Source organism: Streptomyces sp. NPDC093097, from assembly GCF_044754325.1.
Classification (GTDB): domain Bacteria; phylum Actinomycetota; class Actinomycetes; order Streptomycetales; family Streptomycetaceae; genus Streptomyces.
The window spans coordinates 17,607-44,300 of the sequence record NZ_JBIVOW010000031.1 but is presented as its reverse complement, the minus strand read 5'-3'; the positions used below and the strand labels follow the sequence as shown (position 1 = coordinate 44,300).

The window sequence follows — 26,694 nt, the reverse complement described above, 5'->3', positions numbered from 1 at the left end:
GAACGAGGGACACCGCCGCGCGCCGCGCCGCCGTCCAGGCGTGTCCCGTGGATCACGACCGCGCGCACCGGCCATGATCCACAGGACACGCCCCTGGGGGCGACTGTCCCCTGCCGTTCACGCCCGGTACGCGTCCTGGTGGCCGGTTGTCCCGCACGGCTCGCTTGACTCTCGCGTCGTCCCCCCAACGGTCGGACCCGCTCAGGAGAGTGACGCAGTGCGCGACATCGGACGACGGTCCTTCGTAACCGCCGCGGGGGCGATGGCCACCGCCAGCGCGATCGGCACCAACGCCTACGCCACCGGCCACGCCCGCGACGCCGCAACGGCCGACGAGTACGTCGACGTCCAACTGCTCAACATCACCGATCTGCACGGTTATCTGCAGGGCGCCCCGGGCGCCAACTCCGTCATCACCGGCACCGGCGGCAAGCGCTACACCGTCGGCGGCGTCGCCTACATGGCAGCCCACCTGGAGCGGCTGCGCGACGGCCGGCGCAACTCCCTCTTCTTCGCCCCCGGGGACCTCTTCTCCGGCTGGGAGTTCGACGCCGCCTCCTTCGCCGACGAACCCACCATCGAGGCGCTCAACGCCATGCGCCTGGACTTCGCCTCGGCCGGCAACCACGAGTTCGACAAGTCGGCGGTCTTCCTCACCGACCACATGGCGCGCGGCCGCTCGTTCCCCGTCGTCGGCCGCGACGTCTCCTTCACCGACTCCACCGGCCACCGCTTCCGCGGCGCGAACTTCCCTTACTACAGCGCCAACATGGTCTGGCACGACAGCGGCAAGCGGGTGCTGCCGCCGTACAACATCGTGCACGTGGACGCCGGCGGCGGGCGCCGGCTGCCGATCGGCTTCATCCACCTGACCGCCATCGGCACCGAGTCCTTCCCCGGCTCCTACCAGCCCGGACTGCGCACCCTGGACGAACTGGAGACCGCCAACCGCTGCGCCGCCGCCCTCAAGAGCCAGGGCGTCAACGCGATCGTCCTGAGCATGCACGACGGCGCGGTCGCCGGAGCCGACTTCGAAAGCGGCAGCAACCCCTCCGGTCCGGCCTACGAACTGGCGCTGCGGGTCTCGCCCGACATCGACGCCATCGTCACCGGCCACTGGCACTGCGCCTTCACCATGATGGTGCCGGACCCCAAGGGCGTGCCCCGCCCATTCGTCGAGGCCGGCTGCTACGGCCAGATCATCAACGAGATCAACCTCCGGCTCGACCCGGTGAGCGGCAAGGTCATCAGATCCCTGACCACCTCCGTCAACCACCCCAACACCCGTGATATCGCGCCCGACCGGGAGCTGAAGGAGATCGCCGACTACTGGGCGGGCTACGGCGCCCGCCGGGCCCGCACCCGGATCGGCACCCAGTCCGCCTCCTTCACCCGGCGCCGCAACGAGCTGGGGGAGTCCACCATGGGCAACCTCGTCGCCGACTGGGCGCTGTGGGCGGGCGGGCAGCCGCACGGCCCGATGGACGACCCGGGCGGGAACCGCAACGTCCCCGCCGAACTCGCGGTGATCGCGCTGGCCCCGCGCGTCGGCGCCGCGATCATCTCCGGGGACCTGGTGCGCGACGAGGCGTCGGACGGCGTGGTCACCTTCGGGCAGGCGTGGAACGCGGTCGGTTTCGGCGATCCGATCGTGACCGCCACGGTCACCGGCCGGCAGATCCACGACGCCCTGGAGCAGCAGTGGGCGCCGACCACCGGCGGCGGCCTGTCCTTCTCCCCGCTGGCCGTCTCCGGCAACGTCCGCTACACCTTCGACGCCGCCGCCCCGGCCGGGCACCGGATCGACCCCGCCGACGTCCTGATCGACGGCAAGCCGCTCGACGTGGCCCGCCGCTACCGCCTGGCGGCCCCGTCGTACACCCTCATCAACCAGGACGGCTTCAGCGCCTTCACCGGATTCACCGAACCGGTCCGGCACACCCGGGACTTCGAGAGCTTCATCGCCTACGTCCGCACCGAGCGGGAGTTGAAGCCGGCCGAAGCGCACCGCGTCACGGCGAAGAACGCCGACCGCCCCGGTGCCCGTCTCGGCTCGGTCTCCGAGCACCAGCAACTCCTCGCCGCCGACGGCGGTCTGGTGCCGCGCCAGGAGGCGGCGCTGCTCGCCGCGCTGGCCGACGAGGTCGAGGGGCAGCGGGCGCCCGGCGGCTTCCGGGTCCCCTGCTGACCGCCCGCCGCCAGCCGGCCGCTGCGACGCCGAGGGCCCCGTCCGCGGAGGCGGACGGGGCCCTCGGGGCGCGTGCGGCGGGGGATCAGGCGGCTGTGCGCACCTTCGTGGCGTACACGTCGACGTATTCCTGACCGGAGAGCTCCATGACGTCGCTCATCACCTCGTCGGTGACCGCCCGCAGGACGTAGCGGTCCCGGTCCATGCCCTCGTAGCGGGAGAAGTCCAGCGGCTCGCCGAAGCGCACGGTCACCGGGGCGATGTGCGGGCGGCCCTTGCCGCCGGGCTGCACCTTGTCCGTGCCGATCATCGCGAACGGGACGACGGGGGCGCCGGTCATCAGCGCGAGCCGGGCGATGCCGGTGCGGCCGCGGTAGAGGCGGCCGTCGGGGGAGCGGGTGCCCTCCGGGTAGATGCCGAAGGCGTGGCCCTCCTCCAGGATGCGGCGGCCGGTCATCAGGGCCGCGACGCCGCCGTGCCCGCCGTCGCGGTCCACGGGGATCATCCCGGCCGCGGTGAAGAACCAGGCCATCAGCCGGCCCTTGAGGCCCTTGCCGGTGACGTACTCGTCCTTGCCGATGAAGAACACCGCCCGCTTGACCAGCAGGGTCAGGAACAGCGAGTCGATGAAGGTGACGTGGTTGCCGGCCAGGATCACCGGGCCGGTCCCCGGGATCCGCTCGACGCCCTCGACCTTGGGGCGGAAGAGGACGCGCATCACGAGTCCGAGAATCGCCTTCAGCACAATGCGGGACAACGGGTCCTCCGGGTCGTGGTGGTCAGGTTCGAGGGGCGCTGCACGTTGCAGCCCAGGACCATACTCGCGGGTCACTCCCGCGCGCACATCGGGTTCACTGAGCCGATACGCAGGGTTTACGGGTGTTACGTCCATGTTCCCCACAGTCTTCGCAGGCGTCTCCCCAGCATCACCCGTCCGTGCTTAGGATCATGGGGCTTTCGGGCGGGGTGGCTGCCACATCTCCCGGGGCACCCAGAGACATCCACGACCCCGGGACGGTCCGGAACACCGTCGGAACGGACCGGGGCGCGATAGAGCAAGGAGCGCGGGCATGGAGAAGCGGCACGAGCCGGGACGGCGGATGGTGTTGGGCGCCGCCGCCCTGGGCGCGGGAGCGGTACTGGCCGGCGCGGGACAGGCCAACGCGGCGAACGCGGCGGCCCCGGCGGCCCGGCCGGCGTCCACCGGGCGGGTCGGGAAGCTGCCGGTCCCCTTCGTCGTCGGCCACCGCGGTGCCAGCGGCTACCGCCCCGAGCACACCTTCGGCTCCTACCAACTCGCCCTGGACATGGGCGCGGACGTCATCGAGGCCGGTGACCTCGTCCCCACCAAGGACGGGCACCTGGTCTGCCGGCACGAGCCCGACATCAGCCAGACCACCGATGTCGCCGACCACCCCGAGTTCGCCGGCCGCAAGACCACCAAGACCGTGGACGGCAAGGCGCTCACCGGCTGGTTCACCGAGGACTTCACGCTCGCCGAGCTGAAGACCCTGCGCGCCGAGGAGCGCATCCCCGACGTCCGCCAGCACAACACCCTCTACAACGGCCACTGGGAGATACCCACCTTCGAAGAGGTCCTCCAGTGGGCCGAGCGCGAGGGGCGCCGCCGCGGCCGCCCCGTGTGGATCTACCCCGAGACCAAGCACCCCACCTACTTCCGCAAGCAGGGCCTGGGCATCGAGGAGCCGCTCGCCAAGCTGCTGCGCCGGTACGGCCGGCACACCGCGAACGCCCCGGTCATCCTGCAGTCCTTCGAGCCCAGCAGCATCCAGCGGCTCAACGCCCTCGGCCTGAAGTGCCCCAAGATCGTGCTGCTCGACGAGCCGTCCGTCCGGCCCTGGGACTTCGTCGAGGCCGGCGACCCGCGGACCACCGCCGACCTCCTGACGCCCAAGGGGCTGAAGTGGATCGCCGGCTTCGCGCAGGGCATCGGCCCGTGGCTGCCGCAGATCATCGCCCAGGACGACAAGGGCAAGCTCGGCAAGCCCACCACCCTCGTCCGGGACGCGCACGCCGCGGGGCTGTTCCTCACCCCGTACACCGTGCGGAACGAGAACAGCTTCCTGCCGGCGGACTTCCGCGTCGGCAGCAACCCGGGCGACTACGGCAACTCGCCGGCGTACTTCAAGGCGCTCTTCGCGACCGGCATCGACGGCCTGTTCTCCGACAACCCGGACACCGCGCTGGTGGCCGCCGAGGAGTTCCGCCGGCGCTGATCCGCCCGGCGCCGCGGACCGGCACCCGGCCCCCGTCCTCCCGCGCACGCCGCCGCGTTGGGAATGTCACAGGGGAGCTTGGCGCCGGTCCGTTCCCTTTGCCGCGTATGTCCGCGCACAATGCTGACCGCGAAGATTGCCGCGGCCGCAGTCCGGGGAGTCCGGAAGCGGACAGCGAACCGACATGGGGAGGCACCCGCGCATGGGCACGAGCGTGACGATCTCGACGGGGACCGACGACGACGCCGAGCAGATCCTCAAACTCCAGTACCTCTGTTACCAACCCGAGGCCGCGCTCTACGACGACTACGGGATCGAGCCCCTGACCCAGACCCTGGACTCGCTGCGCGCCGAACTCGCCGACGGCTGCGTCGTGGTGGCCAGACTCGGCCGGGAGGTGGTCGGCTCGGTGCGCGGCACGGTCGACGCCGACGGCACCGCGAGCATCGCCAAACTGATCGTGCATCCCCGGCTCCAGCGGCACGGGCTCGGCGGCCGGCTGCTGGCCGCCGTCGAGAAGGAGTTGGCGCAGCAGCGCTCGGCCCGCCGCTACCGCCTCTTCGCCGGCCACCGCAGCGAGGCCGACCTCCGCCTCTACCGCGAGCACGGCTACGCCCCGGTCGGCACCGAGCAGTTGACCCGCCGGCTGACCCTGGTCACGTTGGAGAAGGAGCTCGCCACCGCGCAGTGACGCCGGACCGGGCCCGTACCGCAGACGGGCCCGGACGTGCCGCCCGGCCCGGATCCTGTCCTACGCCGTCGCCGTACGGGCCCGGCGCAGCCACATCAGTCCGGTGACCGGGAGGGCGACCGGGATGAAGAGGTAGTCCATGCCGAAGTACGACCAGACCGTGGAGTCCGCGAACGCCGCCGGGTCCACCACCGTCCAGGCGCCGATGCCGATCACCCCGGCCAGCTCCAGCGCGCAGCAGGCGACCGCCGCCCGGCGGGCCCCCTCGCCGCCGCGCACCAGCGAGAAGGTGATGAAGCCGTAGACCAGTGCGGAGACCGCGGACAGCAGATACGCCAGCGGCGCGCGGTCGAACTGGGCGATCAGCTGGTAGAGCGAGCGGGACGCGGCGGCCACGGTGAAGATGCCGTAGACGGTGACCAGCAGCCGCCCCGGGCCCGCGCCCAGCCTCGTGGCCGGATCCCGGTCGGTGCGCTGCTGCGCGGCACCGGCCGCGGTGGTGTTCGGGGCAGTCTCAGGCACTGCCGCCTCCCCAGATGTCGAAGAGCCGTACTTCCAGAACGGCCAGCACCACCGCACCCGCGGCGACGGTGGCCGAACCCCACCGGGTCCGCTCGGAGAGCGACATGAACCCGGTCGCCGGGACGCAGGCGGCGGCGCCCAGCAGATACGCCAGGAAGAGCGCGGTGCCCTTGTCCGGGTGCTGCCCGCGCGCCAACTGCACGAGGGCGATGACCAGTTGGACGACGCACAGCAGGGACACCGCGGCCATGCCGATGAAGTGCCAGTCCTTGGTGGGCTCGTTGCGGTACGCGGCGAAGCCGCACCAGGCGGCCAGCGCGAGAGCGGTCACACCGACCGCGAGCGTCAGCGCGTCGATCACCGCGGCCTCCGGGCGAGGCGGCCGCGCGCCGTGGGGTTGTGGGGCATGGGCTCGATGCTAATCGGCGCCGGGCGGCCGGCCGCGTCCGGCCCCGCCGGGGCCCGCCGGTCCGGTGCCGGGGCGTGCGCCCGGCCCGCCGGCCGTGGCGTTGGCCACAGCCCGTGCGGCCCCCGGCCGGCCGGGCGGCCACCGTCGCGCGCGCCGCCCCCGGCATCCGCGCAGGCCACGGGCGGCCCGGTCGAAGACGTCCGGACCGGGGGCGGTGCGGTCCACGGAACGATCAGCGCTGTCCGATATGCGGACAGGGTTGATTCGGCCAGAGCGCTGTCTGGTTTACTGGCCAGCATGACCACGACGAGCCGCCGCACCTCCGCGACCGAGGCATTCCTCATGCCCGGTGCTCGTTGCATGTGTCGAATGTGTGACTGCTGAGGGCCCCCGCCTGAGCCTCGCGCCCCGAAGCGAGACCTGCTGCCATGAGCCGACCGCCGAGCCCCGGCGCCCGGCCGCCCCGCGTCATCGGAACCCGGAGCCGCGCCCACCGCCGCTCCCCGTTTCCCCCTGCCGCACTCGCCAGAATGCCCCGTGCCCGGCGGGCCAGCCGCCGAGCACTCGACAGTGACGGAATTCCCTGTGATCACCACAACGGGCCTGACCAAGGTCTACCGATCCGGAGGCCGTGAGATCACCGCCCTGGACGGCGTCGATCTGCACGTCCGCGAGGGCGAGGTGTACGGCGTCATCGGTCAGAGCGGCGCCGGCAAGTCCACCCTCATCCGCTGCCTCAACCTCCTGGAGCGGCCCACCTCCGGCACGGTCACCGTGGCCGGCCAGGACCTCACCGCCCTCGGCGGAGGGGGCCAGCGCGCGAACGCGGCGCTGCGCGCCGCGCGCAGCCACATCGGCATGGTCTTCCAGCACTTCAACCTGCTGTCCTCGCGCACCGTCCAGGACAACGTCGAACTGCCGCTGGAGATCCTCAAGGTCCCCCGCCGCGACCGCGCCCGCAAGGCCGTGGAACTGCTGGACCTGGTCGGCCTCGCCGACAAGGCCAAGGCGTACCCCGCCCAGCTCTCCGGCGGCCAGAAGCAGCGCGTCGGCATCGCCCGCGCGCTGGCCGGCGACCCCAAGGTGCTGCTCTCCGACGAGGCCACCAGCGCCCTGGACCCGGAGACCACCCGCTCCATCCTGACGCTGCTGCGCGACCTCAACCAGCAGCTCGGCCTGACCGTCGTCCTCATCACGCACGAGATGGACGTCGTCAAGACCATCTGCGACTCCGCCGCGCTCATGAAGGGCGGCCGGGTCGTCGAGAGCGGCACCGTCTCCGAGCTCCTGGCCACCCCCGGCTCCGAGCTCGCCCGGGAGCTGTTCCCGGTCGGCGGGGAGGCCTCCGCCGAGGGCCGTACCGTCGTCGACGTGACCTTCCACGGCGCGGCCGCCACCCGCCCGGTGATCTCCGAGCTGGCCCGCACCTACAACGTCGACATCTCCATCCTCGGCGCCGCCATGGACACCATCGGCGGCAAGCAGGTCGGCCGGATGCGCATCGAACTGCCCGGCCGCTTCGAGGACAACGTCGTCCCCATCGGCTTCCTGCGCGAGCAGGGTCTCCAGGTCGACGTCGCCGACGAGGCCGCCGCGTCCATCGCCCCGCTTCAGAAGGAAGGCTCCCGGTGAGCTGGAACGAGATGCAGCCGCTGCTGTACGACAACACCCTCGACACCCTCTTCATGGTGTGGTGGTCGACGTTCTACGCGGTCCTCGTCGGCGTCCCCGTCGGCGTGCTGCTCCACCTGACCGACCGGGGCGGCATGCTCCAGAACGTCGTGGTGAACAAGGTCGCCGGCGCGATCGTGAACGTCGGACGGTCCTTCCCGTTCCTGATCCTGATCGTGGTGCTGATCCCCTTCACCCGGCTCGTCGTCGGCGTCTCCATCGGCCCGACCGGCGCGGTCGTCCCGCTCGCCATCGCCGCGATCCCGTTCTTCGCGCGCATGGTGGAGGCCGCGCTGCGCGAGGTCGACCACGGGCTGGTCGAGGCCGCCCAGGCGATGGGCGGCGGCACCTGGACCGTCATCTTCAAGGTGCTGCTCCCGCAGGCGCTGCCCGCGCTGGTCGCCGCCGTCACCACCACCGTCATCACGCTGATCGGCTACTCCGCCATCGCCGGTGCGGTCGGCGGCGGCGGACTGGGCGCCATCGCCTACAACTACGGCTACCTCCAGTACGAGACCCAGCTCATGATCATCACCGTCGTCGAGCTGATCGTCATCGTCACCGTCGTCCAGCTGCTGGGCGACCTGATCGTCCGCCGGCTCGCCCGCCGCGGCGCCCGCGCCTCCTCCCTGCGCGTCGGCCTGCGCCGGGTACGCGCCGAGGAGCCGGCCGCGGTCACCGAGGCCGCCTGACCCCACGAACCACCCGCGTCACCGCATTCCCCAAGGCCCGGACCCTTTGCCGGGCGCAGCCCACACGGACCCCGTGTGCACAAGAAAGAGGCACTCTTCGTGCGTAACACCGTCAAGACCCTCGTGGCCATAGCCGCCGCCTCCGCCGTCGCCCTCGGCGCGAGCGCCTGCAGCGCCCCCTCCGACACCACCGCCGCGAGCGACAAGGGCGACAAGAACGCCCCGCTGGTCATCGCCGCCAGCCCCACCCCGCACGGCGTGATCCTCGACTACGTCAAGGACAAGCTGGCGCCCCAGGTCGGCCTGAAGCTCTCCGTCAAGCAGTTCACCGACTACCGGCTGCCCAACAAGGCCACCGAGGACGGTGAGGTCGACGCCAACTTCTTCCAGCACAAGCCGTTCCTGGACTCCTACAACAAGGAGAACGGCACCCACATCGTCCCGGTCGTCAACGTCCTGATCGAGCCGCTGGGGGTCTACTCCAAGAAGATCCACAAGCTCTCGGACCTCAAGGCCGGCTCCACCGTCTCGGTGCCCAACGACCCCTCCAACGAGGGCCGCGCGCTCAAGCTGCTCGCCGACAACGGCGTGATCACCCTCAAGCCCGGCGTCGGCGCCGCGGCCAAGCTGACCGACGTCAAGGACGACAAGGGCGTCAAGATCACTGAGCTGGAGGCCGCGCAGACCGCGCCGCGCCTGGCCGACGTCGACGCCGCCGTCATCAACGGCAACTTCGCCATCGGCGCCCACCTCAAGCCCTCCAGCGACGCCCTCGCCCTGGAACAGTCGAAGGGCAACCCCTACGCCAACTTCCTCGCCGTCAAGAAGGGCAGCGAGGACGACCCGCGGGTCCAGAAGCTCGCCAAGCTCCTCAACTCCGCCGAGGTCAAGAAGTTCATCGAGGACAAGTACAAGGACGGCTCGGTCATCCCGGCCTTCGGCCCGGTCAAGAGCTGACGCCCCGTGGGGGAGGCGGGCACCCCGCCTCCCCTACGGGACGGGCGGGCGGCGGCCCTTATAACCCGCCGCCCGCCCGCACCTCTTGTTTTCCGCCACCGCCCCCGCGCTTCGGCGCAGGTCCGGCCGGCCGGCCCCGGCCGCGCCCACCCGCGCGGCCGGGGCCCGGGCGCGTGGCAGGCCCGTGGGCGCATGCTGCATGCTGGTGCACTCAAAGACAGGTCAGGACGGCCCCGGCCGCGCGGCGCACACGGCCCGCGTGACGCTCCGGAGCACCCAGTCAACGGCGTTGGAGCATCGGCATGACATCCACCTTCCCGGACATCTCCCTCAGCACGGACCGGTTGATGCTGCGCCCGCTCGACGAGGACGACGTCCCCGCCCTGGCCGCCATGATGAACGACGAACTGGTCGGCGCCTGGACCACGGTGCCCCAGCCCTACTCCGAGGACGCCGCCCGCGCCTGGATCACCGAGTACGCGCCCACCGAGCGCATCGCCGGACGCGGCCTGGACCTCGCGGTCACCGAGTTCCTCACCCAGCGCCTGGTCGGCATCATCCAGCTGGGCCGCACCAACTGGCGGGTCCGCTCCACCGAACTCTCCTACATCGTCGCCTCCTGGGCCCGCGGCGAGGGCTATGCGTCCGAGGCCGCCCTCGTCACCGCGCGCTGGCTCTTCCAGGACCAGAAGTTCGAGCGCCTGGAGCTGCGCACCGCCGCCGGCAACACCGCCTCCCAGCAGGTCGCCCAGAAGATCGGCTGCATCAGCGAGGGCGTGCTGCGCAACGCCTGCATAGCCCGGACCCGTACGGAGGACGGCGTATGGACCGACCTGCGCACCGACCAGATCCTCTGGAGCCTGCTGCCCGAGGACCTCGACGGGCTCCCCGGCCAGATGGTCGACGCCAACGGCTTCGCCTACCCCGAGTGGAACTGACCCCGCGCCGGCCGACGCCCGCGCCCGCCGGGGTACCCTCTGCCTGCCGGCAACCGGCCGGACCCGCCCCGACCAGCGCGGACCGGCACCCCGCAGCGTCCCCGGAGCACGGCCACCGCACCCGTTAGCCGTCCGTCCGGGACCCCACCATCCCCAGGAGACAGACGAGCATGGCCGACCGGGTCACGGTGATCGGATGGGACGGCTCTCCGCTGACCGCCGCAGCCCGTTCCGCCCTCGGCGCCGCGACCCTGGTCGCCGGTGCCGCCCACCACCTCGCGCTGCCGGAGGTCCCGGCCACCGCCGAGCGGATCCGGCTCGGCAGCATCGCCCTCGCCGCCCGCCGCATCGCCCAGCACCGCGGCACCGCCGTCGTCCTGGCCGACGGCGACCCCGGCTTCTTCGGCGTGGTCCGCACCCTGCGCGCCCCCGAATACGGGCTGGAGGTCGAGGTGGTGCCGGCCGTCTCCGCCGTCGCCGCCGCCTTCGCCCGGGCCGGCATGCCCTGGGACGACGCCCAGGTCGTCGTCGCCCACAGCCGCGACCTGCGCCGCGCGGTGAACGTCTGCCGCGCCCACCCCAAGGTCGCGGTGCTCACCTCGCCCGGCGCCGGCCCCGCCGAACTCGCCCTCCTCCTGGCCGGCGTGCTCCGCACCTTCGTCATCTGCGAGGACCTGGGCACCGAACGGGAGCGGGTGACCGTCCTCACCTCCGACAAGGTCGCCGACCACGTCTGGCGCGACCCCAACGTCGTCATCGTCGTGGGCGGTTCGCCGGCCGGCGCCGCCGCCCAGGGCACCGGCTGGCTCGCCGGGCACGAGGTGGGCCACCCGACGGGCCCGCGCGGCTGGGGACTTCCGGACCGCGCCTACGGCGGGGCGCTGGGCGAGGGCGAGTCCGTCCACCTGCGCACCGCGCAACTCGCCCGCCTCGGGCCGCGGATGGGCGACCTGGTCTGGGACATCGGGTCCGGCGGCGGGGCCGCGGCGGTGGAGGCCGCGCGGTTCGGCGCCGCGGTCCTCGCGGTCGACGCCGACCCCGACGCCTGCGGGCGCGCCCTGGCCCTGGCCCGCCGGCACGGCGTCCAACTCCAGGCCGTGCACGGCCGCGCACCGCAGATCCTGGAGGACCTCCCGGAGCCCGACGTGGTGCGCATCGGCGGCGGGGGAGCGGCCGTGGTCACCGCCTGCGCGGCCCGCCGTCCCGAACGGATCGTCACCCACGCCGCGACCCGCGACGAGGCCGAGGCGCTGGGCCGGGCGCTGGCCGACGGCGGCTACGAAGTCGAGTGCGCCCTCCTCCAGTCCGTGGAACTCGACACTTCCGTTTGGGTCGAACGTGAACGCGCTGTGGTGTTTTTGCTGAGCGGCTATCGCGTTCCTCACCCGTGACCAGGGAGGCCACCCGCGCGAGGTAGGCTGGCGGATCGTTGCGCCGCCGTTCCGCGTTCGGCTTCGTGCACCAATATCCGGAAATTGCCGTGGTTTTGGATGAATATGAAGCACTAGAGGGCGGTCGTGCCGGGAGGCGTGCTCGCTCGTTCTCGCTACTGGGGCGTCGGTGCGCACCGGTCGGCGCGTCGCACGAGCGCTTGGAAGGAGCACTAACAGTGGGCGAGGGGTACGCATGACCGACACCGGCCAGGTCCCGGGCCAGGGACAGCCGGAGAACGCAGGCGGACACGGGCAGCCGCAGGCCGTTCCCACCCCTGCCGACCACGGCCCCACCCAGCCCCCCGGCGACTACCCCTACCTCGGCCCGGCCGACGGTGCCGTCGAGGAGGACGACCTGCTGATGCCGGGCGCCCAGGGCGCCTGGAGCGAACAGGGCACCCAGCAGATGCCGCACCCCGCCCAGCCGCTCCCGCAGGCCGCCCCGTACGACCCCGCCGTCGCTTACGCGCCGGCGGCCGCCCCGGCCGGCGACCACGAGACCGGCGGCCGGGACACCGGTTCCGTCGACCTCGGCGCCGTCCGCGTGCCGCAGCCCGCAGCCCCGCAGCAGCCCGCCCACGCCGCCCCGCCCCGCCGCCCGCTCCACATGGGCCCGCCGGTCCCGGACGCGACCGGCGGCGTGGTCCGTTCGCTCGCCGACCGGGGCCCCGCGGAGGCACCCCAGCCGGCCGCCCGGCAGGCCGCCCGCCCGGCCGCCGGACCCGAATACCTCGACGTCCCCACCGAGACCGTCCAGCCCGCGCCGCAGCCTGCCCAGGCCCAGCCCGCGGCGCCGCAGGCCGCCGGTGTGCAGCAGGTCGACGACGGATCGGCGGCCGCCCAGCCGCAGCCGGCTCCCGGCCAGCCGTCCCCGCAGCCCGTCCTGCCCGCGGACGCCGCCCGGCAGGGCCCGCAGCCCGCGCCGCTCCCGCCGTACGGTCAGCAGCCCTACGAGGGCCAGCTGTACGCCGAGCAGGCCTACGGGGCCGCCGGCCAGGGCCCGCTGCCGGGGCCGCAGCTGGGCGAGATCCCCTCCCACGCACCGGTCCAGGTGCAGCCGTGGCCAGAGGCGCCCGCCCAGGCCGCCGTGGCACCCGTCGCGCACCCGACGGCCGCACCGGCCGGCGCGGAGCAGGCCGTACCCGCGGCCCAGCCGCCCGCCGCGGCTGTGCAGCAGGACGTCCAGGAAGGCGCGTTGCCGACCGAGCAGGAGCCCGCTGGGCAACTGTCTGCCGATCAGCTTTCTGCTGAGCAAGCACCTGTTGAGCAGCTTCCTGTTGAGCAGCCCCCTGTTGAACACCTTCCTGTTGAGGAAGCGCCCGCTGGGCAGCCTCCCGTCGAGGAACTGCCTGCCGAGCAGGCGACGGTGGAGCAGGTAGTCGTCGAGCAGGCAGCGGCGGAGCCGGCACCGGCTCAGGCCGAGGCCGGGGTGGCGCAGGCCGAGCAGGTCCCGGCGCAGCAGATGCCGGGGGAGCAGATTTCGGGGGAGCAGCCTCAGGCGGCGCCGGCGACGGTGCCCGCGCAGGTTCCGGCGGAGGCCGGCGCGCAGGCAGCTCCTGATGATGCTTCCGTTCCCGGTGCCGTTCCCGCTCCCGTCGTCGAGGAGGCGCCCGACGCCGCGGAGGCGCCCGTCACCGCGGAGGCGCCCGTCACCGGGGAACCGTCTGTTGCCGCGGAGGTGCCCGGCGCCGCCGACGGCGCGCAGGCCGATGCCCCGGCGCAGGCCGGTGCTCAGGCCGCTGCCGACGAGGCCGCCGCCCCGGTCGCCGCGGAGGCGCCCGCCGAGCAGCCGCCGGCCGCGGAGCCCGTGGCGAACGCGGCCCAGGCGGCCGACGCCACCACGGACACCGCCGCCCAGCAGGCACCCGAGCAGCCCTCGGAGCAGCAGCCCGCCGAGCAGACCCCCGCCCCGGAGGCCGCAGCCCCGGAGGCCGCGGCTCAGCAGCAGCCCGCCGACGCCGCCGCCGCGGCCCAGGAGGCCGTTCCGGCCGCCCCGCAGCAGGCAGCGGCGGAGCCGATCCCGGCCCAGGCCCCCGAGGCCGACGACCGGCAGCCGGCCGCCGAGCCCGCGCCGGCCCCCGCCGCCGCAGACCAGCCCCAGCCGACGGCCGCCGTGGACCAGGCCGCTGACCAGGCCCCCGCCGCCACCCCGGCGCCGGACCAGCCGGAGCAGCCCGAGGCCGCGGCCCCGCAGCCCGCCCCCGAGGCCCCGCAGTCCGCCGAGGACGGTTCCGCGGCCGAAGCCGCTCCGGCCACCGCCGACGCCGCTCCCCAGGCACCCGAGGCCGCCCAGGCCCCGGCGGAGGAGGCGCCGCAGGCCGTCATAGAGGCGCCCGAGGCACAGCCCCAGGCCGCCGGGCAATCGCAGCCCGCCGCGCCCGCGGACGCCGAGGGCCAGCAGCCCGCCGCGGCACCGGACGAGCCGCAGGCCACCCCGCAGGACGAGCAGTCGTCCGCGCAGCCCGCGGCCGCCGCCGAAGCCGAGGCGCCCGAAGCCGCCGCGGCCCCGGCCGAGGCCCCCGCCCAGTCGGCCGCCGACGAGCCCGTCGCCCCGGCCCCCGCCCCCGAGGCGCAGGCCGTCCCCGAGGCGCAGGCCGCCCCCGTCCAGATCCCGGCCCAGGCCACCGACGAGCCCGCCATCGCCCCGCAGGAGCCCGCCGCCGAGGCGGCCCCGCAGGCCCCCGCCGAGGCCGCCGCCGACGCCGTTCCGGCCCAGCCCGCCCCGGCCGACGGCACCCCCGAAGCCGAAGCCGAGCCCGAAGCCGAAGGCCAGGCAGAGGCCGACGCCCGACCGCACGAGCAGGACGAGGCCCAGTTGGTCGAGCACGCCGAGCACACCGAGGGCGACGACGAGCGCTCCGCCGAGGCCCCCGCGGAGCCCGCCCCCGTGACGGCCCCCGCGCCCGCCTACGACGACTCCGAGCGCGCCGCCGTCCACCGCGTCATCCGCGAACGCCGCGACATCCGCAACGGCTTCCGCTCCGACCCGATCCCCAACGAGGTCCTGCTGCGCGTCCTGGAAGCGGCCCACACCGCCCCCAGCGTCGGCCACTCCCAGCCCTGGGACTTCGTCGTCATCCGGTCCGACGAGACCCGCGCCAAGATGCACGAGCTCGCCATGCGGCAGCGCGAGGCGTACGCCCAGTCGCTGCCCAAGGCCCGCGCCAAGCAGTTCCGCGAGCTGAAGATCGAGGCCATCCTCGAAACCCCGGTGAACATCGTCGTCACCGCCGACTCCACCCGCGGCGGCCGGCACACCCTCGGCCGGCACACCCAGCCGCAGATGGCCCCGTACTCCTCCGCGCTCGCCGTCGAGAACCTCTGGCTCGCCGCCCGCGCCGAGGGCCTGGGCGTCGGCTGGGTCAGCTTCTTCGACGAGCGGGAGATGGTCCGCGAACTGGACCTGCCCGAGCACCTCGAAGTCGTCGCCTACCTCTGCGTCGGCTACGTCGACGAGTTCCCCGACGACCCCGAGCTGCTCCAGGCCGGCTGGTCCAAGCGCCGCCCGCTGTCCTGGGTCGTCCACGAGGAGACCTACGGCCGCCGCGCGCTGCCCGGCGAGGACCCGCACGACCTCCTCCAGGAGACCCTCGCCGGTATCCGCCCGCTGGACGCCAAGGCGCTCGGCGAGGCGTGGGAGCGGCAGAAGCGGATGACCAAGCCGGCCGGCGCGCTCGGCATGCTGGAGATCATCTCCGCGCAGCTCAGCGGCCTGTCCCGCAAGTGCCCGCCGCCCATCCCGGAACCGGCCGCGGTCGCGATCTTCGCCGGCGACCACGGCGTGCACGCCCAGGGCGTGACCCCCTGGCCCCAGGAGGTCACCGGCCAGATGGTCGCCAACTTCCTGGGCGGCGGCGCGGTCTGCAACGCCTTCGCCACCCAGGTCGGCGCCGAGGTCTGCGTGATCGACGTCGGCGTGGCCAGTGAACTGCCGGCCACCCCCGGTCTGCTGCCCCGCAAGGTCCGCCCCGGCACCGCCGACTTCACCCAGGGTCCGGCGATGACCCAGGAGGACGTCCTCAAGGCCATCGAGGTCGGCATCGAGACCGCCCGGGACCTCGTCTCGGCCGGCAACAAGGCGCTGCTGACCGGTGAGATGGGCATCGCCAACACCACCGCGTCGGCCGCCCTGATCGCCGTCTACACCGGCGTCGACCCGGCCGAGGTCACCGGCCGCGGCACCGGCATCAACGACGAGACGCACGCCCGCAAGGTCGAGGTCGTCCGCCATGCCTTGGAGTTCCACCAGCCCGACCCGGCCGACCCGATCGGGGTCCTCGCCGCGCTCGGCGGCCTGGAGCACGCGGCCATGGTCGGCCTGATCCTCGGTGGCGCCTCGCTGCGCACCCCGGTGATCCTGGACGGCGTCAGCGCCGGCGCCGCCGCCCTGGTCGCCCGGGCCATCGCCCCCGAGGCCCTGGCCGCCTGTATCGCCGGCCACCGCAGCGCCGAGCCGGGCCATGTCGCGGCCCTCAACAAGCTCGGCCTGCGCCCGCTGGTCGACCTCGACCTGCGGCTCGGCGAGGGCACCGGTGCCCTGCTGGCGCTGCCCGTCGTGCAGAGCGCCGCCCGCGCCATGCACGAGGTCGCCACCTTCGACTCCGCCGGAGTCACCGAGAAGAGCTGACCGGGGCGGGCCCCGAGGCAGGGCCGCCCCGCTCGACCCCGGCCCGCAGTCCCAGGCCCGCCGCCTGCCGGTCGTCGTCCGGCCCGTATTTGTGCCGCACCGGGTGACGGCCCCCGTACACCTCCCGTACCGGGGCCGTCCCGGGCCCGCCGGGCGCACGCACCGGACACCGCCCGGCCCGCCTCGGGCGGACGACGGGAGGACGGCGGCAGGCCCTAGGCTGTGGGCCGGGGCCGTACGCCCGCCCGGCCGTACCACCCTCAGCCGCTCCGACGCCGCAGCGACTGGCACGGTCGTCGAACTCGCACCACCCACGAGGAGCCCCCACCATGGCCGAGCCCGCCGCCGAACACGTCGCCTACCCCGTCGGACTGCGGCTGTCCGGCCGCCGTGTGGTCGTCCTGGGCGCCGGTCAGGTCGCCCAGCGCCGGCTGCCCGCGCTCCTCGCCGCCGGCGCCGACGTCCTGCTGGTCTCCCCGTCCGCCACCCCCTCCGTCGAGGCGATGGCCGACACCGGCGAACTGTGCTGGGAACGCCGCCGCTACCGCCCCGGCGACCTCGACGGCGCCTGGTACGCGCTGATCACCACCGACGACCCCGAGGCCAACGCCGCCGCCTCCCAGGAGGCCGAGGAGCGCCGCGTCTGGGCCGTTCGCTCCGACGACGCCGAGGCCGCCACCGCCTGGACCCCGGCCACCGGCCGCAGCGAAGGCGTCACGGTGGCCGTCCTCACCGGCCGCGACCCGCGCCGCTCGGCCGCCGTCCGCGACGCCATCGTCGAGGGCCTGCGCGACGGCAGCATCGCCGCCCCGCACCACCGCCGCCCGCACACCCCCACGGTGGCGCTGGTCGGCGGCGGTCCCGGCGACCCGGACCTGATCACCGTCCGCGGCCGGCGCCTGCTCGCCGAGGCCGACGTGGTCATCGCCGACCGGCTCGGCCCGCGCGACCTGCTCGCCGAACTCCCGCCGCACGTCGAGGTCATCGACGCCGCCAAGATCCCCTACGGGCGGTTCATGGCGCAGGAGGCGATCAACAACGCGCTGATCGAGCATGCCAAGGCCGGCAAGGCCGTGGTCCGCCTCAAGGGCGGCGACCCGTTCGTCTTCGGCCGCGGTATGGAGGAGGCCCAGGCGCTCGCCGAGGCCGGCATCCCCTGCACGATCGTCCCCGGCATCTCCAGCACCATCTCCGTCCCCGGCGCCGCCGGCATCCCCGTCACCCACCGCGGGGTGGCCCACGAGTTCACCGTCGTCAGCGGCCATGTCGCCCCCGACGACGCCCGCTCGCTGGTGGACTGGGCCGCGCTCGCCAAGCTGCGCGGCACCCTCGTCGTCCTGATGGGCGTGGAGAACAGCGGCGCCATCGCGGCCAAGCTCATAGCGTGCGGCCGCCCCGCCGGCACCCCGGCCGCCGTCATTCAGGAGGGCACCACCGCCGCCCAGCGCCGGGTGGACGCCACCCTCGCCACCCTCGGCGAGACCGTACGGGCGGAGGGCGTCCGTCCGCCGGCCGTCATCGTCATCGGCGACGTGGTCACCCTCGCCCCCGCCGCCCCCTCCCACTGACCGGGCCGCTCCCGCCCCATCGACTCCCCGACACCGACAAGGCACCCTCTTTCCGTGGCAGAAATCATCACCGTCGAGGACCCGGACGACCCGCGGCTGCGCGACTACACCGGCCTGACCGACGTCGAGTTGCGGCGCCGGCGCGAACCGGCCGAAGGGCTCTTCATCGCCGAGGGCGAGAAGGTCATCCGCCGGGCCCGGCACGCCGGTTATGAGATGCGCTCGATGCTGCTCTCCTCGAAGTGGGTCGACGTCATGCGCGACGTCATCGACGAGGTCCCGGCCCCGGTCTACGCCGTCACCCCGGAACTCGCCGAACGCGTGACGGGCTATCACGTCCACCGCGGCGCGCTCGCCTCCATGCAGCGCAAGCCGCTGCCCACGGCCGCCGAACTCCTCGCCGGCACCCGGCGGATCGCGGTCATGGAAGCGGTCAACGACCACACCAACATCGGCGCCATCTTCCGCAGCGCCGCGGCCCTGGGGATGGACGCGGTCCTGCTCTCCCCGGACTGCGCCGACCCCCTCTACCGCCGCTCGGTGAAGGTCTCCATGGGCGCGGTGTTCTCCGTCCCCTACGCCCGTCTGGAGAGCTGGCCGCGGGACCTGTCCGTCGTACGGGAGGCCGGCTTCCGGCTGCTCGCCCTGACCCCGGCCGAAGGGGCCACCGCCATCGACGAGGCGGCCCCGCACACCCTCGAACGCGTCGCCCTCATGCTCGGCGCCGAGGGCGGCGGCCTGACGACGGGCGCCCTCCGCGCCGCCGACGCATGGGTCCGCATCCCCATGGCCCACGGCGTGGACTCCCTCAACGTCGGCGCCGCCGCCGCGGTCGCCTTCTACGCGGTCTCACCCACCCAACGCGCCCAGGGATAGCCGCCCCACGGTGAACCGTCCCTGATCCCGTATCAGGGACGGGACGTGAGCGGCACGAACGGCTTGAACAGCCTGAACGCCGTGATCCCCGCGCGCCAATTCGGTGTGTGCCGCGGCGCATCGTGGTGGAGAGTACGCGCATGGAGTTCTTCTGCTACCACCGCGACCGCCCGGCCTCCCTCGCCCTGCGCCAGGAACTTCTCGAAGAACACTGGTCCTACATGGACGGCTACGCGCAGGAGATGATCGCCCGCGGCCCGACAATGGCCGACGACGGCGAGACGCCCACCGGCAGCGTGCACATCGCCGACCTGCCCGACCCCGCCGCCGCCCGTGCGTTCGCCTTCGACGAGCCCGGTTACCAGGCCGGGGCGTACCGGGACGTGCTGCTCCGCCGGTGGCGCAACATGCTGGGCCGCACCATGTGGGACTTTCCCGGTGGCCCGACCGACGGCAACCGCTACCTGGTGCTCGGCCTCGGCCCGGTGCCGGACGCCGTCCTCACCGAGCCCGCCGAGCAGGACGAACTGATCGCGTACGGGCCCCTGCTGTCCGACGACGGCACCACCTGGCTGGGCACGGCGGCGCTGGTCCGAGCCCCCGACGCGGACGCGGCACGCGCCGTTCTGCCCGCGGGCCGGTACGCCGACATCGAGGTCCACAACTGGCAGTTCGGCGGCCGCTCATGAGCGGGGGCCCACCGGCCTCCGCCGCACCATGACCGAAAGCCCCACCGGCCGTCCGCCCCTGGACGGCCTCAGCCCAACTCCCCAGCCCTACCGGCACCGACCTCCGTACCGGTCCCCATCCCAGCACTCACACCGCCGTACGACGCCACGCTCACCGGCCGCTCCCCGCCCAACCCGCGGGTCGGCCCCTGGCACCCCTGGGCGGCCGCGATCCCCAGCGCCACCAGCAGCGTCACCACGACGAACACCACGACCCGCTGCCGCAGCAACCGCCGGTCCGGGCCCGGCCGCCGTCCCCCGGAGCCGGTGCGCACCGGCCTACGTGAACCGTTTCGCCCCGTGGGGCGGGCCGCCGGCCGCCGCCCCGTGCTCCGCCCGCCGGTCCGCGGATTCGCCCCCGGCGCCGGGCCCTGCGCCCGGGCCGCCGCCTCGCGGGGCGCCGCCGGACGGGCCGGCCGGGGACGCGGCGCGGGCGTGCCCGCCGCACCCCGCTCGGTCCGCTGCCGCGCGTACTCCTCGGCCCGCTGCCCGGTCGGACGCTCCGCCGGCCGCCGCTCGGCGCGCTCCCAACCGTCCCCGCCGCCGGAGCCGTTGTCCCACGCCCCGCCCGACAGCCCGTGGGCCTCGCGGGCCGCGATCTCCTTCAGGCGCAGCGACAGCGACAGCGTGCTGGGCCGGTCCGCCGGGTCCTTGGCGAGGCATGTCGCGATCAGCGGCGCCAGCGCGTCCGGCACCCCGGCCAGCTGCGCCTCCTCGTGGACCACGCGGTAGAGCATGACCTCCGAACTGCCCTGCCCGAACGGCGAGTCCGCGGTACAGGCGTACGCCAGGGTGGCGCCCAGCGAGAAGATGTCGGTGGCCGGCGTCACCGCGGCGCCGCGCACCTGTTCCGGCGCGAGGAAGCCGGGGGAGCCGACCGCCGTCCCGACGTGCGTCAGCGTGCTGGCGCCGGTCGCCCAGGCGATGCCGAAGTCGATGATCCGCGGGCCCTTGGGCGACAGCAGGATGTTGGACGGCTTCAGATCCCGGTGCACCACGCCCGCGTCATGGACGGCCAGCAGCCCCTCGGACAGCGCCGCACCGACGGCGGCGACCTGCGCGGGGGAGAGCGGCCCCTCCTCGTTCACCTTGTCGTGCAGCGAGGGCCCGGGGACGTACTGGGTCGCGAACCACGGGCGGTCGGCGTCCAGATCGGCTGCCACCAGCCGCGCCGTGCAGCCACCGCGGATCCGCCGGGCGGCCGAGACCTCGCGGGCGAACCGCGACCGGAACTCCTGATCCTCCGCCAGATCCGGCCGGATCACCTTCAACGCGACCCGCTGGCCGCGCTTGTCCGAGCCGAGGTAGACCACGCCCATCCCGCCCGCGCCGAGCCGGCGGTGCAGTCGGAACGATCCGACGACACGCGGGTCCTCGCGTCGGAGCCGCATCATCGCCATGTCCGTCCCCTGCCTGCGGTGGGGAGGCAGGCCCCACTCCGCTCAACCGTCTGACGTGGCACAGCTTACGGATTGCCGGCTCGCTGTGCTGAGAGGCCGCGCATGCGTCGGCAACCCGATTGCCCGCGGCCGCCCCGATCCCCGCCGCACACGCGGAAATCCGTCCGCCCTCCCGCCCCGCCACCCGCGACGCGTCCCAATGGTCCCTTTCCCAGGGGAATTTGACGATACGAAGGGCCGGAGGGCGCCGAGGGCCCCGGATGTCGCGGACCCCGCACCGCGGCCGGGGCGGGCCCTTGCGGAGGAGCGCCCCGAGTGATCGAAGTCACCGCTTCGGGGCCCGTGCGCCAGGCGTTCCTCCGCGCCCGCCATGCGCCGCCTCCCGGCGCCGCACGCCCCTCTCAGGGGTCTTCCAGGGTTGTGCCTGCGGCCTCTCCACCCTGGGGAGTACGCCCGGCGCCTCCCCGTCATCCTCCCGGAGGCCCGCCAAGCGGTACGACGGGCTGACGCCCGGTACCCCTGCGCCTGCCTAGGCTTGGGGTCAAGCGGCGGGCGTAGCACTCGTCCCCCGAGGTCAGACGCCCGCCGCCCTGGAACACGACAGGAGCGGGGCGATGGCGGACGGCACGGGGCGGACGGCCCTGCGGGCATGGGGTCGCAGGGCGACCACCGCGCTCGGCGGCGCCCGGCCCTCGGGCACGCGCCACCCCCTCGTCGCGGTCGCCATGGTGGTGCCGCTGGCGGTGCTCCTGGCCGTGGTCTTCGGCGGCTGGGAGGCCGTCGTCACACAGGCGTCGTCCGTGGTCGGAATGTTGGGGCGCTGAGCGGGCGCCCCGGTCCCGGGAGAGCGGCCCGGGACAGGCACTTCCGATCGAAACCCCGTGGGGACGGGGGTGCGGCGGACGGCACGAGTGGCCGGGCATCTGGGGAGATGCCCGGCCATCGGGCTTTTCCGGAGCTTCGCCGCCCGCCCGTCCGTCTTCCTCGCCCGAACTGCCGGTCCGCCCAGGGATGTTGGCGGCCCAAGGGGATCCGTAACGAAAACACCGAGGGCCGGAGCTTTCGCTCCGGCCCTCGGTTTCCGGTGGACGATACTGGGATTGAACCAGTGACCTCTTCCGTGTCAGGGAAGCGCTCTCCCGCTGAGCTAATCGTCCTCGGGACCGCGGATCTCGAAGATCACCGCGGGTGCTGCGTGCGCGATACTGGGATTGAACCAGTGACCTCTTCCGTGTCAGGGAAGCGCTCTCCCGCTGAGCTAATCGCGCGGGGATCCGGCGTTACCGGATCAGTGGACGATACTGGGATTGAACCAGTGACCTCTTCCGTGTCAGGGAAGCGCTCTCCCGCTGAGCTAATCGTCCTTGGAGGTGGAGACGGGATTTGAACCCGTGTAGACGGCTTTGCAGGCCGTTGCCTCGCCTCTCGGCCACTCCACCAGGAGTGTGCGGGGGGCTCGGGATGATCCCCCACATCGAGCGGACGACGAGACTCGAACTCGCGACATCCACCTTGGCAAGGTGGTGCTCTACCAACTGAGCTACGTCCGCGGGTGGCTCTCCCAGACTGTGTCGGGAAGCTCCCTGTCCTCCGGGGCGCTTTCGCGTCCCGGCGACGTGTTGAACTCTAGCGGATTCTTGGGCCAGTACAAAAACGCGTTTGTGCAGCGTGCTGCGCTGCTCGCTCGGCCCGGGCGATCGAGGGTGCCCAGCCATAGACTCACTGACGTGCACGATTTCGCTCCGATGGCCCGCTTCGGCGGCCTGATAGCCACCGACCTGCGCGACGTCACCAGCGATCCCGCGGCCCTGGATTCCGCGGGCTGGTGGGCGGTGACCGCCGACTTCGAGGGGGGCGTGGTCTGCGCACGCTTCGCCGACGTGCGCCCCGCCACCGCGGCGGACGCCCCCGCGCCCGATGCCTGGCGCGGCCCCGCCCGGGCCGACTGGCGCAGCTCCATGGACCGCGCCGCCTATACGGACGGCGTCCGGCGCATCCGCGCCCACATCGCGGCCGGGACGGTCTACCAGGTGAACCTCTGCCGGGTATTGACCGCTGTGCTGCCCGATCCCGAGCGCGCCGACGTGGACGCGCTCTCCGCCGTCCTGGCCCACGGGAACCCCGCGCCGTACGCCGGAACGATCCGCCTGCCGCAGCACGGCATCGAGATCGCCACCGCCTCCCCGGAGCTCTTCCTGAGCCGGGACGGCCGCACCGTCGAGTCCGGTCCCATCAAGGGCACCGGGCGCATCGCGGCGGATCTCTCGGAGAAGGACCGGGCGGAGAACGTGATGATCGTGGACCTGGTCCGCAACGACCTCGGGAGGGTCTGCGCCACCGGTTCGGTCACCGTCCCCGCCCTGTGCGCGGTGGAGGAACACCCCGGCCTGGTCCACCTCGTCTCCACCGTGCGCGGTGAACTGGCCGAGACCCACGAGAAGACGGCCTGGGCCGACCTCCTCGGGGCCACCTTCCCGCCCGGTTCGGTCACCGGAGCCCCCAAGTCCAGTGCCCTGCGGATCATCGACGAGTTGGAGACCGCCCCGCGCGGTCCGTACTGCGGAGGTATCGGCTGGGTGGACGCGGACCGCCGCACCGGCTGTCTCAACGTCGGCATCCGCACGTTCTGGATCGACCGCGCCGCCCCCGGCGGCCCGGTGCTCCGCTTCGGCGCCGGGGCCGGGATCATCTGGGACTCCGATCCCGAGCGGGAGTGGGAGGAGACCGAGTTGAAGGCGCGCCGGCTGCTCACGGTAGCGTCCGGTGAGCACCGAGTGAGCGGAGAGTGAAGCGATGAAGATCTGGTTGGACGGAGCGTTGCGGGACGCCGGAAGTGCCCGGGTCTCGGTCTTCGACCACGGCCTGACGGTCGGTGACGGGGTCTTCGAGACGGTCAAGGTCGAGCGGGGGCGGGCCTTCGCCCTCACCCGCCACCTGGAGCGCCTGGCCACCTCGGCCCGCGGTCTCGGCCTGCCCGCCCCCGACCTCGACGAGGTCCGGCACGGCTGCACCGCCGTACTTCAGGCCGCCCCGGTGCCCCTGGGCCGGCTGCGGATCACCTACACCGGTGGTGTCTCCCCGCTCGGTTCGGACCGCGGCGATGCCGGCCCGACCCTGGTCGTCGCGGTCTCCGAGGCCGGCCGCCGGCCCGATGCCACCGCCGCCGTCACCGTCCCCTGGACCCGCAACGAGCGCGGCGCGCTGGCCGGCCTGAAGACCACCTCGTACGGCGAGAACGTCGTCGCCCTCGCCCGCGCCCGTGAACAGGGCGCGTCCGAGGCGCTGTTCGCCAACACCGTCGGCGCGCTCTGCGAGGGCACCGGCTCCAACGTCTTCGTCGTCCTCGACGGCGAACTGCACACCCCGCCGCTGGCCTCGGGCTGCCTGGCCGGCATCACCCGCGCCCTGACCATGGCCTGGGCCGGTGCCAAGGAGACCGATCTGCCGCTGGACGTCCTGGAGAGCGCCCAGGAGATCTTCCTGACCTCCACGCTGCGCGACGTCCAGGCCGTGACCCGGATCGACGGGCGCCAACTCGCCGACGGGCCGGGCCCGGTGACCGCGGAGGCGATGCGGATCTTCGCGCGGGAGTCGGCCGCGGACTTCGACCCGCGCTGATGATGACGGGCCGCGGGCGGGCGAGTAGAAAGTCCTCGTGACCACTACGCTGCGCCCCGCGGGCCCCGAAGTACGACACGACGACGGCCGCCGGTCCCGCCCCTACGACATCTGCGTCAACAGCCGCCGGGTCGGCGGGATCCAGCTGGCCACGGACGCCCGGTTCGGGCCGACCGCCGGACGGATCGAGGCCCTGGCCGTCGACGCCCCCGACCGGCACCGCGGCCGTGCCACGGTCGCCGCGCTGGCCGCGGAGGAGGTGCTGCGCGGCTGGGGGTGCCGGCAGATCGAACTGACCGTGCCCGCGGAGGCGGAGGCCGCGGTGCGGCTGTCCGCGGCCCTGGGCTACACCGAGCGCAGCCGCGTCCTGGCCCGGTCCCTGACCCCTCCGGGCCCGCTCCCCGACGGCAGCGGCGACCGGGCGATGACCGCCGCCGAGTACCCGGCCTGGCGGGCCGCCGCGGTCGCCGAGCACATCCGGCAGGAGACCGCCCAGGGGATGCCTCGCGCCCGTGCCGAGGAGACGTCGCCCGCCGAGCACGACGCCCTGCTCCCCGACGGTGCGGCCACCCCCGGCCACGTGCTGCGGGTCCTTGCCCATGAGGGCGCCGACGTCGGCACCCTCTGGCTCTCCCTGCGGCACCCCGGGCAGCCCGGCGGCTACGTCATGGACGTACGGGTGGCGCCCGAGCGTCGCGGCGAGGGGCACGGCCGCAGCCTGATGCTGGTCGCCGAACGGGAGACGCTGGCCGCGGGGCGTTCCTCCCTGGCGCTCAACGTCTATCCGGACAACGCCCCGGCGCTCGGCCTCTACCGCGCGCTGGGTTACCGGACCGCCGCCTACCGGATGTGGAAGCCGATCCTCTGACGGGCCCGCGGCGGCCGTGCCGGGCCCGTCGGGCGGCGTGGTGCGCGGTGGGGCGGCGTGTCAGCCCGCCGCGGGGTCCTGCTCGGCCAGCAGCCGCTCGGTGATCTCCTCGATCCGGGCCCGCAGCCCGTCCTGGCTCTTGCCGCCGTCCAGCCGCTCGCCGCCGATCACGTACGTCGGGGTGCCGGTCACGCCGATCGCCTTGCCCTCGGCCTGGTCCGCGTCCACCGCCAGCAGGTGCCGCCCGTCGATCAGCGCGGTGTCGATCTCCTCGGCGTCCAGCCCCAGTTCCCCGGCGACGTCCAGCAGCGCCTTCTCGCCGCGCTTGTCGAGCTCCGCGGTCCGTGCCAGCACCCCCTCGACGTACGGCCAGCCCTGGCCCTGCTCGACGGCCTCCTCGGCGGCCTGGGCGGCCGCGTAGGCGTGCTTGTGCTTGGCCAGCGGGAAGTGCCGCAGCCGGATCTCCAGCCGGTCGCCGAAGCGCGCGCGCAGCGCCCGGACGTCGGTCAGGGCGGTGGTGCAGTCCGGGCACTGCAGATCGCACCACACGTCGAGGACGGGGCGGGCGGGGCTTGCGGGAGGGGTGGGGCCGGAGACGGCGGCGTCGTTCATGAGTCCAGTGTTCCAGCCGGTCGCCTCGGGCCGGAACCCGGACCTGCGGAGGAGGGCGACCCGGAGATCTCCCTGAGGTCGGGGTCAGGACATGGCCTGCGCGGGGTCGGGGAGGGCAGGATGGAGGGGAGCGCGGAACGCCCGCTCGCCCTCGACCGGCAGGAGGACCGGATGCTGACCTCGACAGTCTGTGCCGCGGTATCGGCAGCGGGCCTGGGCATCGCTGCGCTGACCGCCTACCGCAAGCGTTTCCTGGCCGCGACCCGGATCGCCGCCTTCGCCCTGATCCCGATCGGCCTGGTCATGACGGGTGTCGTCGACTGGGTCACCAGCATCGTCTTCAAGCCCACGGTCTGGGCGGGCTTCGGGGTGCTCGCGCTCTCCGCGGTGCTGTTCACGCTCGGCCGGCTGGTGGAGCGGCGGCGCGGGGTGGGGGGCCGCAAGGAGCGCCGGTCCGCGGCGGGTTCCGAGGCGCCGGCGGTGGCGCCGGCGGTCTCCGCGCCCTCCCTCGGCTCCGGCCGGAAGGCCCCGAAGAGCACGGCGGCCCCGGGCACCGACGTTGCCCCCAAGGATGACTTCTCGGACATCGAAGCGATCCTGAAAAAGCACGGGATCTGATGAACTCCCGCTGCTGAGAGGGGTTTTGCGGATTCCGGGAC

Annotated in this window: 22 protein-coding genes and 5 tRNA genes; 17 read left to right on the top strand and 10 right to left on the bottom strand. The window is 73.7% G+C overall.

Translation table 11 applies throughout. The annotated features are described in order from the left end of the window. Positions 1–217: 217 nt before the first annotated feature. Entirely contained in the window at positions 218–2,188 is a 1,971-nt protein-coding gene (locus ACIQE0_RS35270) for a bifunctional metallophosphatase/5'-nucleotidase (RefSeq protein ID WP_402339597.1), read from the top strand. Positions 2,189–2,273: 85 nt separating this feature from the next. Here the strand turns inward: ACIQE0_RS35270 and ACIQE0_RS35265 are convergent, their stop codons facing one another. Further along, the gene (locus ACIQE0_RS35265) at positions 2,274–2,945 is read right to left on the bottom strand and encodes a lysophospholipid acyltransferase family protein (protein WP_402339595.1); all 672 of its coding nucleotides are present in this window, start codon (positions 2,943–2,945) and stop codon (positions 2,274–2,276) included. Positions 2,946–3,258: 313 nt separating this feature from the next. On the opposite strand from ACIQE0_RS35265, the gene ACIQE0_RS35260 reads away from it, so the two are divergent. Both ACIQE0_RS35260 and ACIQE0_RS35255 read left to right on the top strand, forming a co-directional pair. Beyond that, positions 3,259–4,425, top strand: a complete 1,167-nt coding sequence (locus ACIQE0_RS35260) for a glycerophosphodiester phosphodiesterase (RefSeq protein ID WP_402339593.1) — start codon at positions 3,259–3,261, stop codon at positions 4,423–4,425. A 202-nt stretch (positions 4,426–4,627) separates the two neighbouring features. Further along, a complete protein-coding gene (locus tag ACIQE0_RS35255; RefSeq protein WP_366337934.1) occupies positions 4,628–5,116 on the top strand; it encodes a GNAT family N-acetyltransferase in 489 nt (162 codons plus the stop codon). A gap of 60 nt (positions 5,117–5,176) precedes the next feature. Here ACIQE0_RS35255 and ACIQE0_RS35250 read toward each other — a convergent pair whose 3' ends face one another. Both ACIQE0_RS35250 and ACIQE0_RS35245 read right to left on the bottom strand, forming a co-directional pair. After that, entirely contained in the window at positions 5,177–5,638 is a 462-nt protein-coding gene (locus ACIQE0_RS35250) for a hypothetical protein (RefSeq protein WP_366337932.1), read from the bottom strand. Continuing rightward, entirely contained in the window at positions 5,631–5,999 is a 369-nt protein-coding gene (locus tag ACIQE0_RS35245; RefSeq protein ID WP_366337930.1) for a hypothetical protein, read from the bottom strand. Before ACIQE0_RS35245 ends, ACIQE0_RS35250 begins: the two co-directional genes overlap by 8 nt. Positions 6,000–6,632: 633 nt before the next feature. On the opposite strand from ACIQE0_RS35245, the gene ACIQE0_RS35240 reads away from it, so the two are divergent. From ACIQE0_RS35240 to ACIQE0_RS35200, 9 genes are all read left to right on the top strand, one after another. Beyond that, positions 6,633–7,679, top strand: a complete 1,047-nt coding sequence (locus ACIQE0_RS35240) for a methionine ABC transporter ATP-binding protein (RefSeq protein ID WP_402339589.1) — start codon at positions 6,633–6,635, stop codon at positions 7,677–7,679. Further along, on the top strand, positions 7,676–8,410 hold the full coding sequence (locus ACIQE0_RS35235; RefSeq protein ID WP_402339586.1) for a methionine ABC transporter permease: 735 nt from the start codon (positions 7,676–7,678) through the stop codon (positions 8,408–8,410). The genes ACIQE0_RS35240 and ACIQE0_RS35235 overlap by 4 nt, the downstream gene beginning before the upstream one ends. Before the next feature lie 99 nt (positions 8,411–8,509). After that, positions 8,510–9,367 carry a MetQ/NlpA family ABC transporter substrate-binding protein gene (locus ACIQE0_RS35230; RefSeq protein WP_366337924.1) on the top strand — a complete coding sequence of 286 codons (858 nt, stop codon included), beginning with the start codon at positions 8,510–8,512 and terminating at the stop codon, positions 9,365–9,367. Positions 9,368–9,669: 302 nt separating this feature from the next. Further along, a complete protein-coding gene (locus ACIQE0_RS35225) occupies positions 9,670–10,305 on the top strand; it encodes a GNAT family N-acetyltransferase (protein ID WP_366337922.1) in 636 nt (211 codons plus the stop codon). Positions 10,306–10,475: 170 nt separating this feature from the next. Beyond that, a complete protein-coding gene (gene cbiE / locus ACIQE0_RS35220; RefSeq protein ID WP_402339581.1) occupies positions 10,476–11,696 on the top strand; it encodes a precorrin-6y C5,15-methyltransferase (decarboxylating) subunit CbiE in 1,221 nt (406 codons plus the stop codon). 235 nt (positions 11,697–11,931) lie between these two features. After that, positions 11,932–16,365 carry a nicotinate-nucleotide--dimethylbenzimidazole phosphoribosyltransferase gene (gene cobT, locus ACIQE0_RS35215; protein ID WP_402339579.1) on the top strand — a complete coding sequence of 1,478 codons (4,434 nt, stop codon included), beginning with the start codon at positions 11,932–11,934 and terminating at the stop codon, positions 16,363–16,365. Between the two features lie 329 nt (positions 16,366–16,694). After that, complete coding sequence (gene cobA, locus ACIQE0_RS35210; RefSeq protein ID WP_402339576.1) at positions 16,695–17,933, top strand: uroporphyrinogen-III C-methyltransferase; 1,239 nt, start codon at positions 16,695–16,697, stop codon at positions 17,931–17,933. 54 nt (positions 17,934–17,987) lie between these two features. Continuing rightward, the gene (locus ACIQE0_RS35205; protein ID WP_366337914.1) at positions 17,988–18,809 is read left to right on the top strand and encodes an RNA methyltransferase; all 822 of its coding nucleotides are present in this window, start codon (positions 17,988–17,990) and stop codon (positions 18,807–18,809) included. A 140-nt stretch (positions 18,810–18,949) separates the two neighbouring features. Continuing rightward, the gene (locus tag ACIQE0_RS35200) at positions 18,950–19,498 is read left to right on the top strand and encodes a YciI family protein (protein WP_402339573.1); all 549 of its coding nucleotides are present in this window, start codon (positions 18,950–18,952) and stop codon (positions 19,496–19,498) included. Between the two features lie 68 nt (positions 19,499–19,566). On the opposite strand, the gene ACIQE0_RS35195 is transcribed toward ACIQE0_RS35200, so the two are convergent. Further along, complete coding sequence (locus ACIQE0_RS35195; RefSeq protein WP_402339570.1) at positions 19,567–20,937, bottom strand: serine/threonine-protein kinase; 1,371 nt, start codon at positions 20,935–20,937, stop codon at positions 19,567–19,569. Positions 20,938–21,551: 614 nt separating this feature from the next. On the opposite strand from ACIQE0_RS35195, the gene ACIQE0_RS35190 reads away from it, so the two are divergent. After that, positions 21,552–21,761: a hypothetical protein gene (locus ACIQE0_RS35190; RefSeq protein WP_366337908.1), complete on the top strand. Its 210-nt coding sequence runs from the start codon at positions 21,552–21,554 to the stop codon at positions 21,759–21,761. A 261-nt stretch (positions 21,762–22,022) separates the two neighbouring features. Here ACIQE0_RS35190 and ACIQE0_RS35185 read toward each other — a convergent pair. From ACIQE0_RS35185 to ACIQE0_RS35165, 5 genes are all read right to left on the bottom strand, one after another. After that, a tRNA-Val gene (locus ACIQE0_RS35185) sits at positions 22,023–22,094 on the bottom strand. Positions 22,095–22,133: 39 nt separating this feature from the next. Next, positions 22,134–22,205 (bottom strand) — tRNA-Val (locus ACIQE0_RS35180). Between the two features lie 24 nt (positions 22,206–22,229). Beyond that, positions 22,230–22,301: transfer RNA gene (locus ACIQE0_RS35175), tRNA-Val, on the bottom strand. 1 nt (position 22,302) lies between these two features. Continuing rightward, positions 22,303–22,376: transfer RNA gene (locus tag ACIQE0_RS35170), tRNA-Cys, on the bottom strand. 38 nt (positions 22,377–22,414) lie between these two features. Then, positions 22,415–22,487, bottom strand: a tRNA-Gly gene (locus tag ACIQE0_RS35165). 177 nt (positions 22,488–22,664) lie between these two features. Between ACIQE0_RS35165 and ACIQE0_RS35160 the strand changes: the two genes are divergently transcribed. The 3 genes from ACIQE0_RS35160 to ACIQE0_RS35150 are packed head-to-tail and all read left to right on the top strand — an operon-like array spanning position 22,665 to position 25,423. Then, positions 22,665–23,726 carry a chorismate-binding protein gene (locus tag ACIQE0_RS35160; RefSeq protein WP_402339567.1) on the top strand — a complete coding sequence of 354 codons (1,062 nt, stop codon included), beginning with the start codon at positions 22,665–22,667 and terminating at the stop codon, positions 23,724–23,726. A gap of 4 nt (positions 23,727–23,730) precedes the next feature. Continuing rightward, positions 23,731–24,555 carry an aminodeoxychorismate lyase gene (locus ACIQE0_RS35155; protein WP_366337904.1) on the top strand — a complete coding sequence of 275 codons (825 nt, stop codon included), beginning with the start codon at positions 23,731–23,733 and terminating at the stop codon, positions 24,553–24,555. Between the two features lie 37 nt (positions 24,556–24,592). Then, positions 24,593–25,423 (top strand): GNAT family N-acetyltransferase, encoded by an 831-nt coding sequence (locus ACIQE0_RS35150; protein ID WP_384105226.1) that lies wholly within the window; start codon positions 24,593–24,595, stop codon positions 25,421–25,423. Positions 25,424–25,483: 60 nt separating this feature from the next. Here the strand turns inward: ACIQE0_RS35150 and ACIQE0_RS35145 are convergent, their stop codons facing one another. Further along, entirely contained in the window at positions 25,484–26,035 is a 552-nt protein-coding gene (locus ACIQE0_RS35145; protein ID WP_402339563.1) for a DsbA family protein, read from the bottom strand. Positions 26,036–26,206: 171 nt separating this feature from the next. Between ACIQE0_RS35145 and ACIQE0_RS35140 the strand changes: the two genes are divergently transcribed. Next, positions 26,207–26,653, top strand: a complete 447-nt coding sequence (locus tag ACIQE0_RS35140; RefSeq protein ID WP_366337952.1) for a hypothetical protein — start codon at positions 26,207–26,209, stop codon at positions 26,651–26,653. The last annotated feature ends 41 nt before the right edge of the window (positions 26,654–26,694 follow it).

Excerpts from the sequence above, each read along its gene's own strand:
- ACIQE0_RS35260 (WP_402339593.1), top strand. The coding sequence starts at position 3,259 with ATGGAGAAGCGGCACGAGCCGGGACGGCGGATGGTGTTGGGCGCCGCC.
- ACIQE0_RS35255 (WP_366337934.1), top strand. The coding sequence starts at position 4,628 with ATGGGCACGAGCGTGACGATCTCGACGGGGACCGACGACGACGCCGAG.
- ACIQE0_RS35225 (WP_366337922.1), top strand. The coding sequence starts at position 9,670 with ATGACATCCACCTTCCCGGACATCTCCCTCAGCACGGACCGGTTGATG.
- cbiE (WP_402339581.1), top strand. The coding sequence starts at position 10,476 with ATGGCCGACCGGGTCACGGTGATCGGATGGGACGGCTCTCCGCTGACC.
- cobT (WP_402339579.1), top strand. The coding sequence starts at position 11,932 with ATGACCGACACCGGCCAGGTCCCGGGCCAGGGACAGCCGGAGAACGCA.
- cobA (WP_402339576.1), top strand. The coding sequence starts at position 16,695 with ATGGCCGAGCCCGCCGCCGAACACGTCGCCTACCCCGTCGGACTGCGG.
- ACIQE0_RS35200 (WP_402339573.1), top strand. The coding sequence starts at position 18,950 with ATGGAGTTCTTCTGCTACCACCGCGACCGCCCGGCCTCCCTCGCCCTG.
- ACIQE0_RS35195 (WP_402339570.1), bottom strand. The coding sequence starts at position 20,937 with ATGGCGATGATGCGGCTCCGACGCGAGGACCCGCGTGTCGTCGGATCG.
- ACIQE0_RS35190 (WP_366337908.1), top strand. The coding sequence starts at position 21,552 with ATGGCGGACGGCACGGGGCGGACGGCCCTGCGGGCATGGGGTCGCAGG.
- ACIQE0_RS35155 (WP_366337904.1), top strand. The coding sequence starts at position 23,731 with ATGAAGATCTGGTTGGACGGAGCGTTGCGGGACGCCGGAAGTGCCCGG.
- ACIQE0_RS35145 (WP_402339563.1), bottom strand. The coding sequence starts at position 26,035 with ATGAACGACGCCGCCGTCTCCGGCCCCACCCCTCCCGCAAGCCCCGCC.
- ACIQE0_RS35140 (WP_366337952.1), top strand. The coding sequence starts at position 26,207 with ATGCTGACCTCGACAGTCTGTGCCGCGGTATCGGCAGCGGGCCTGGGC.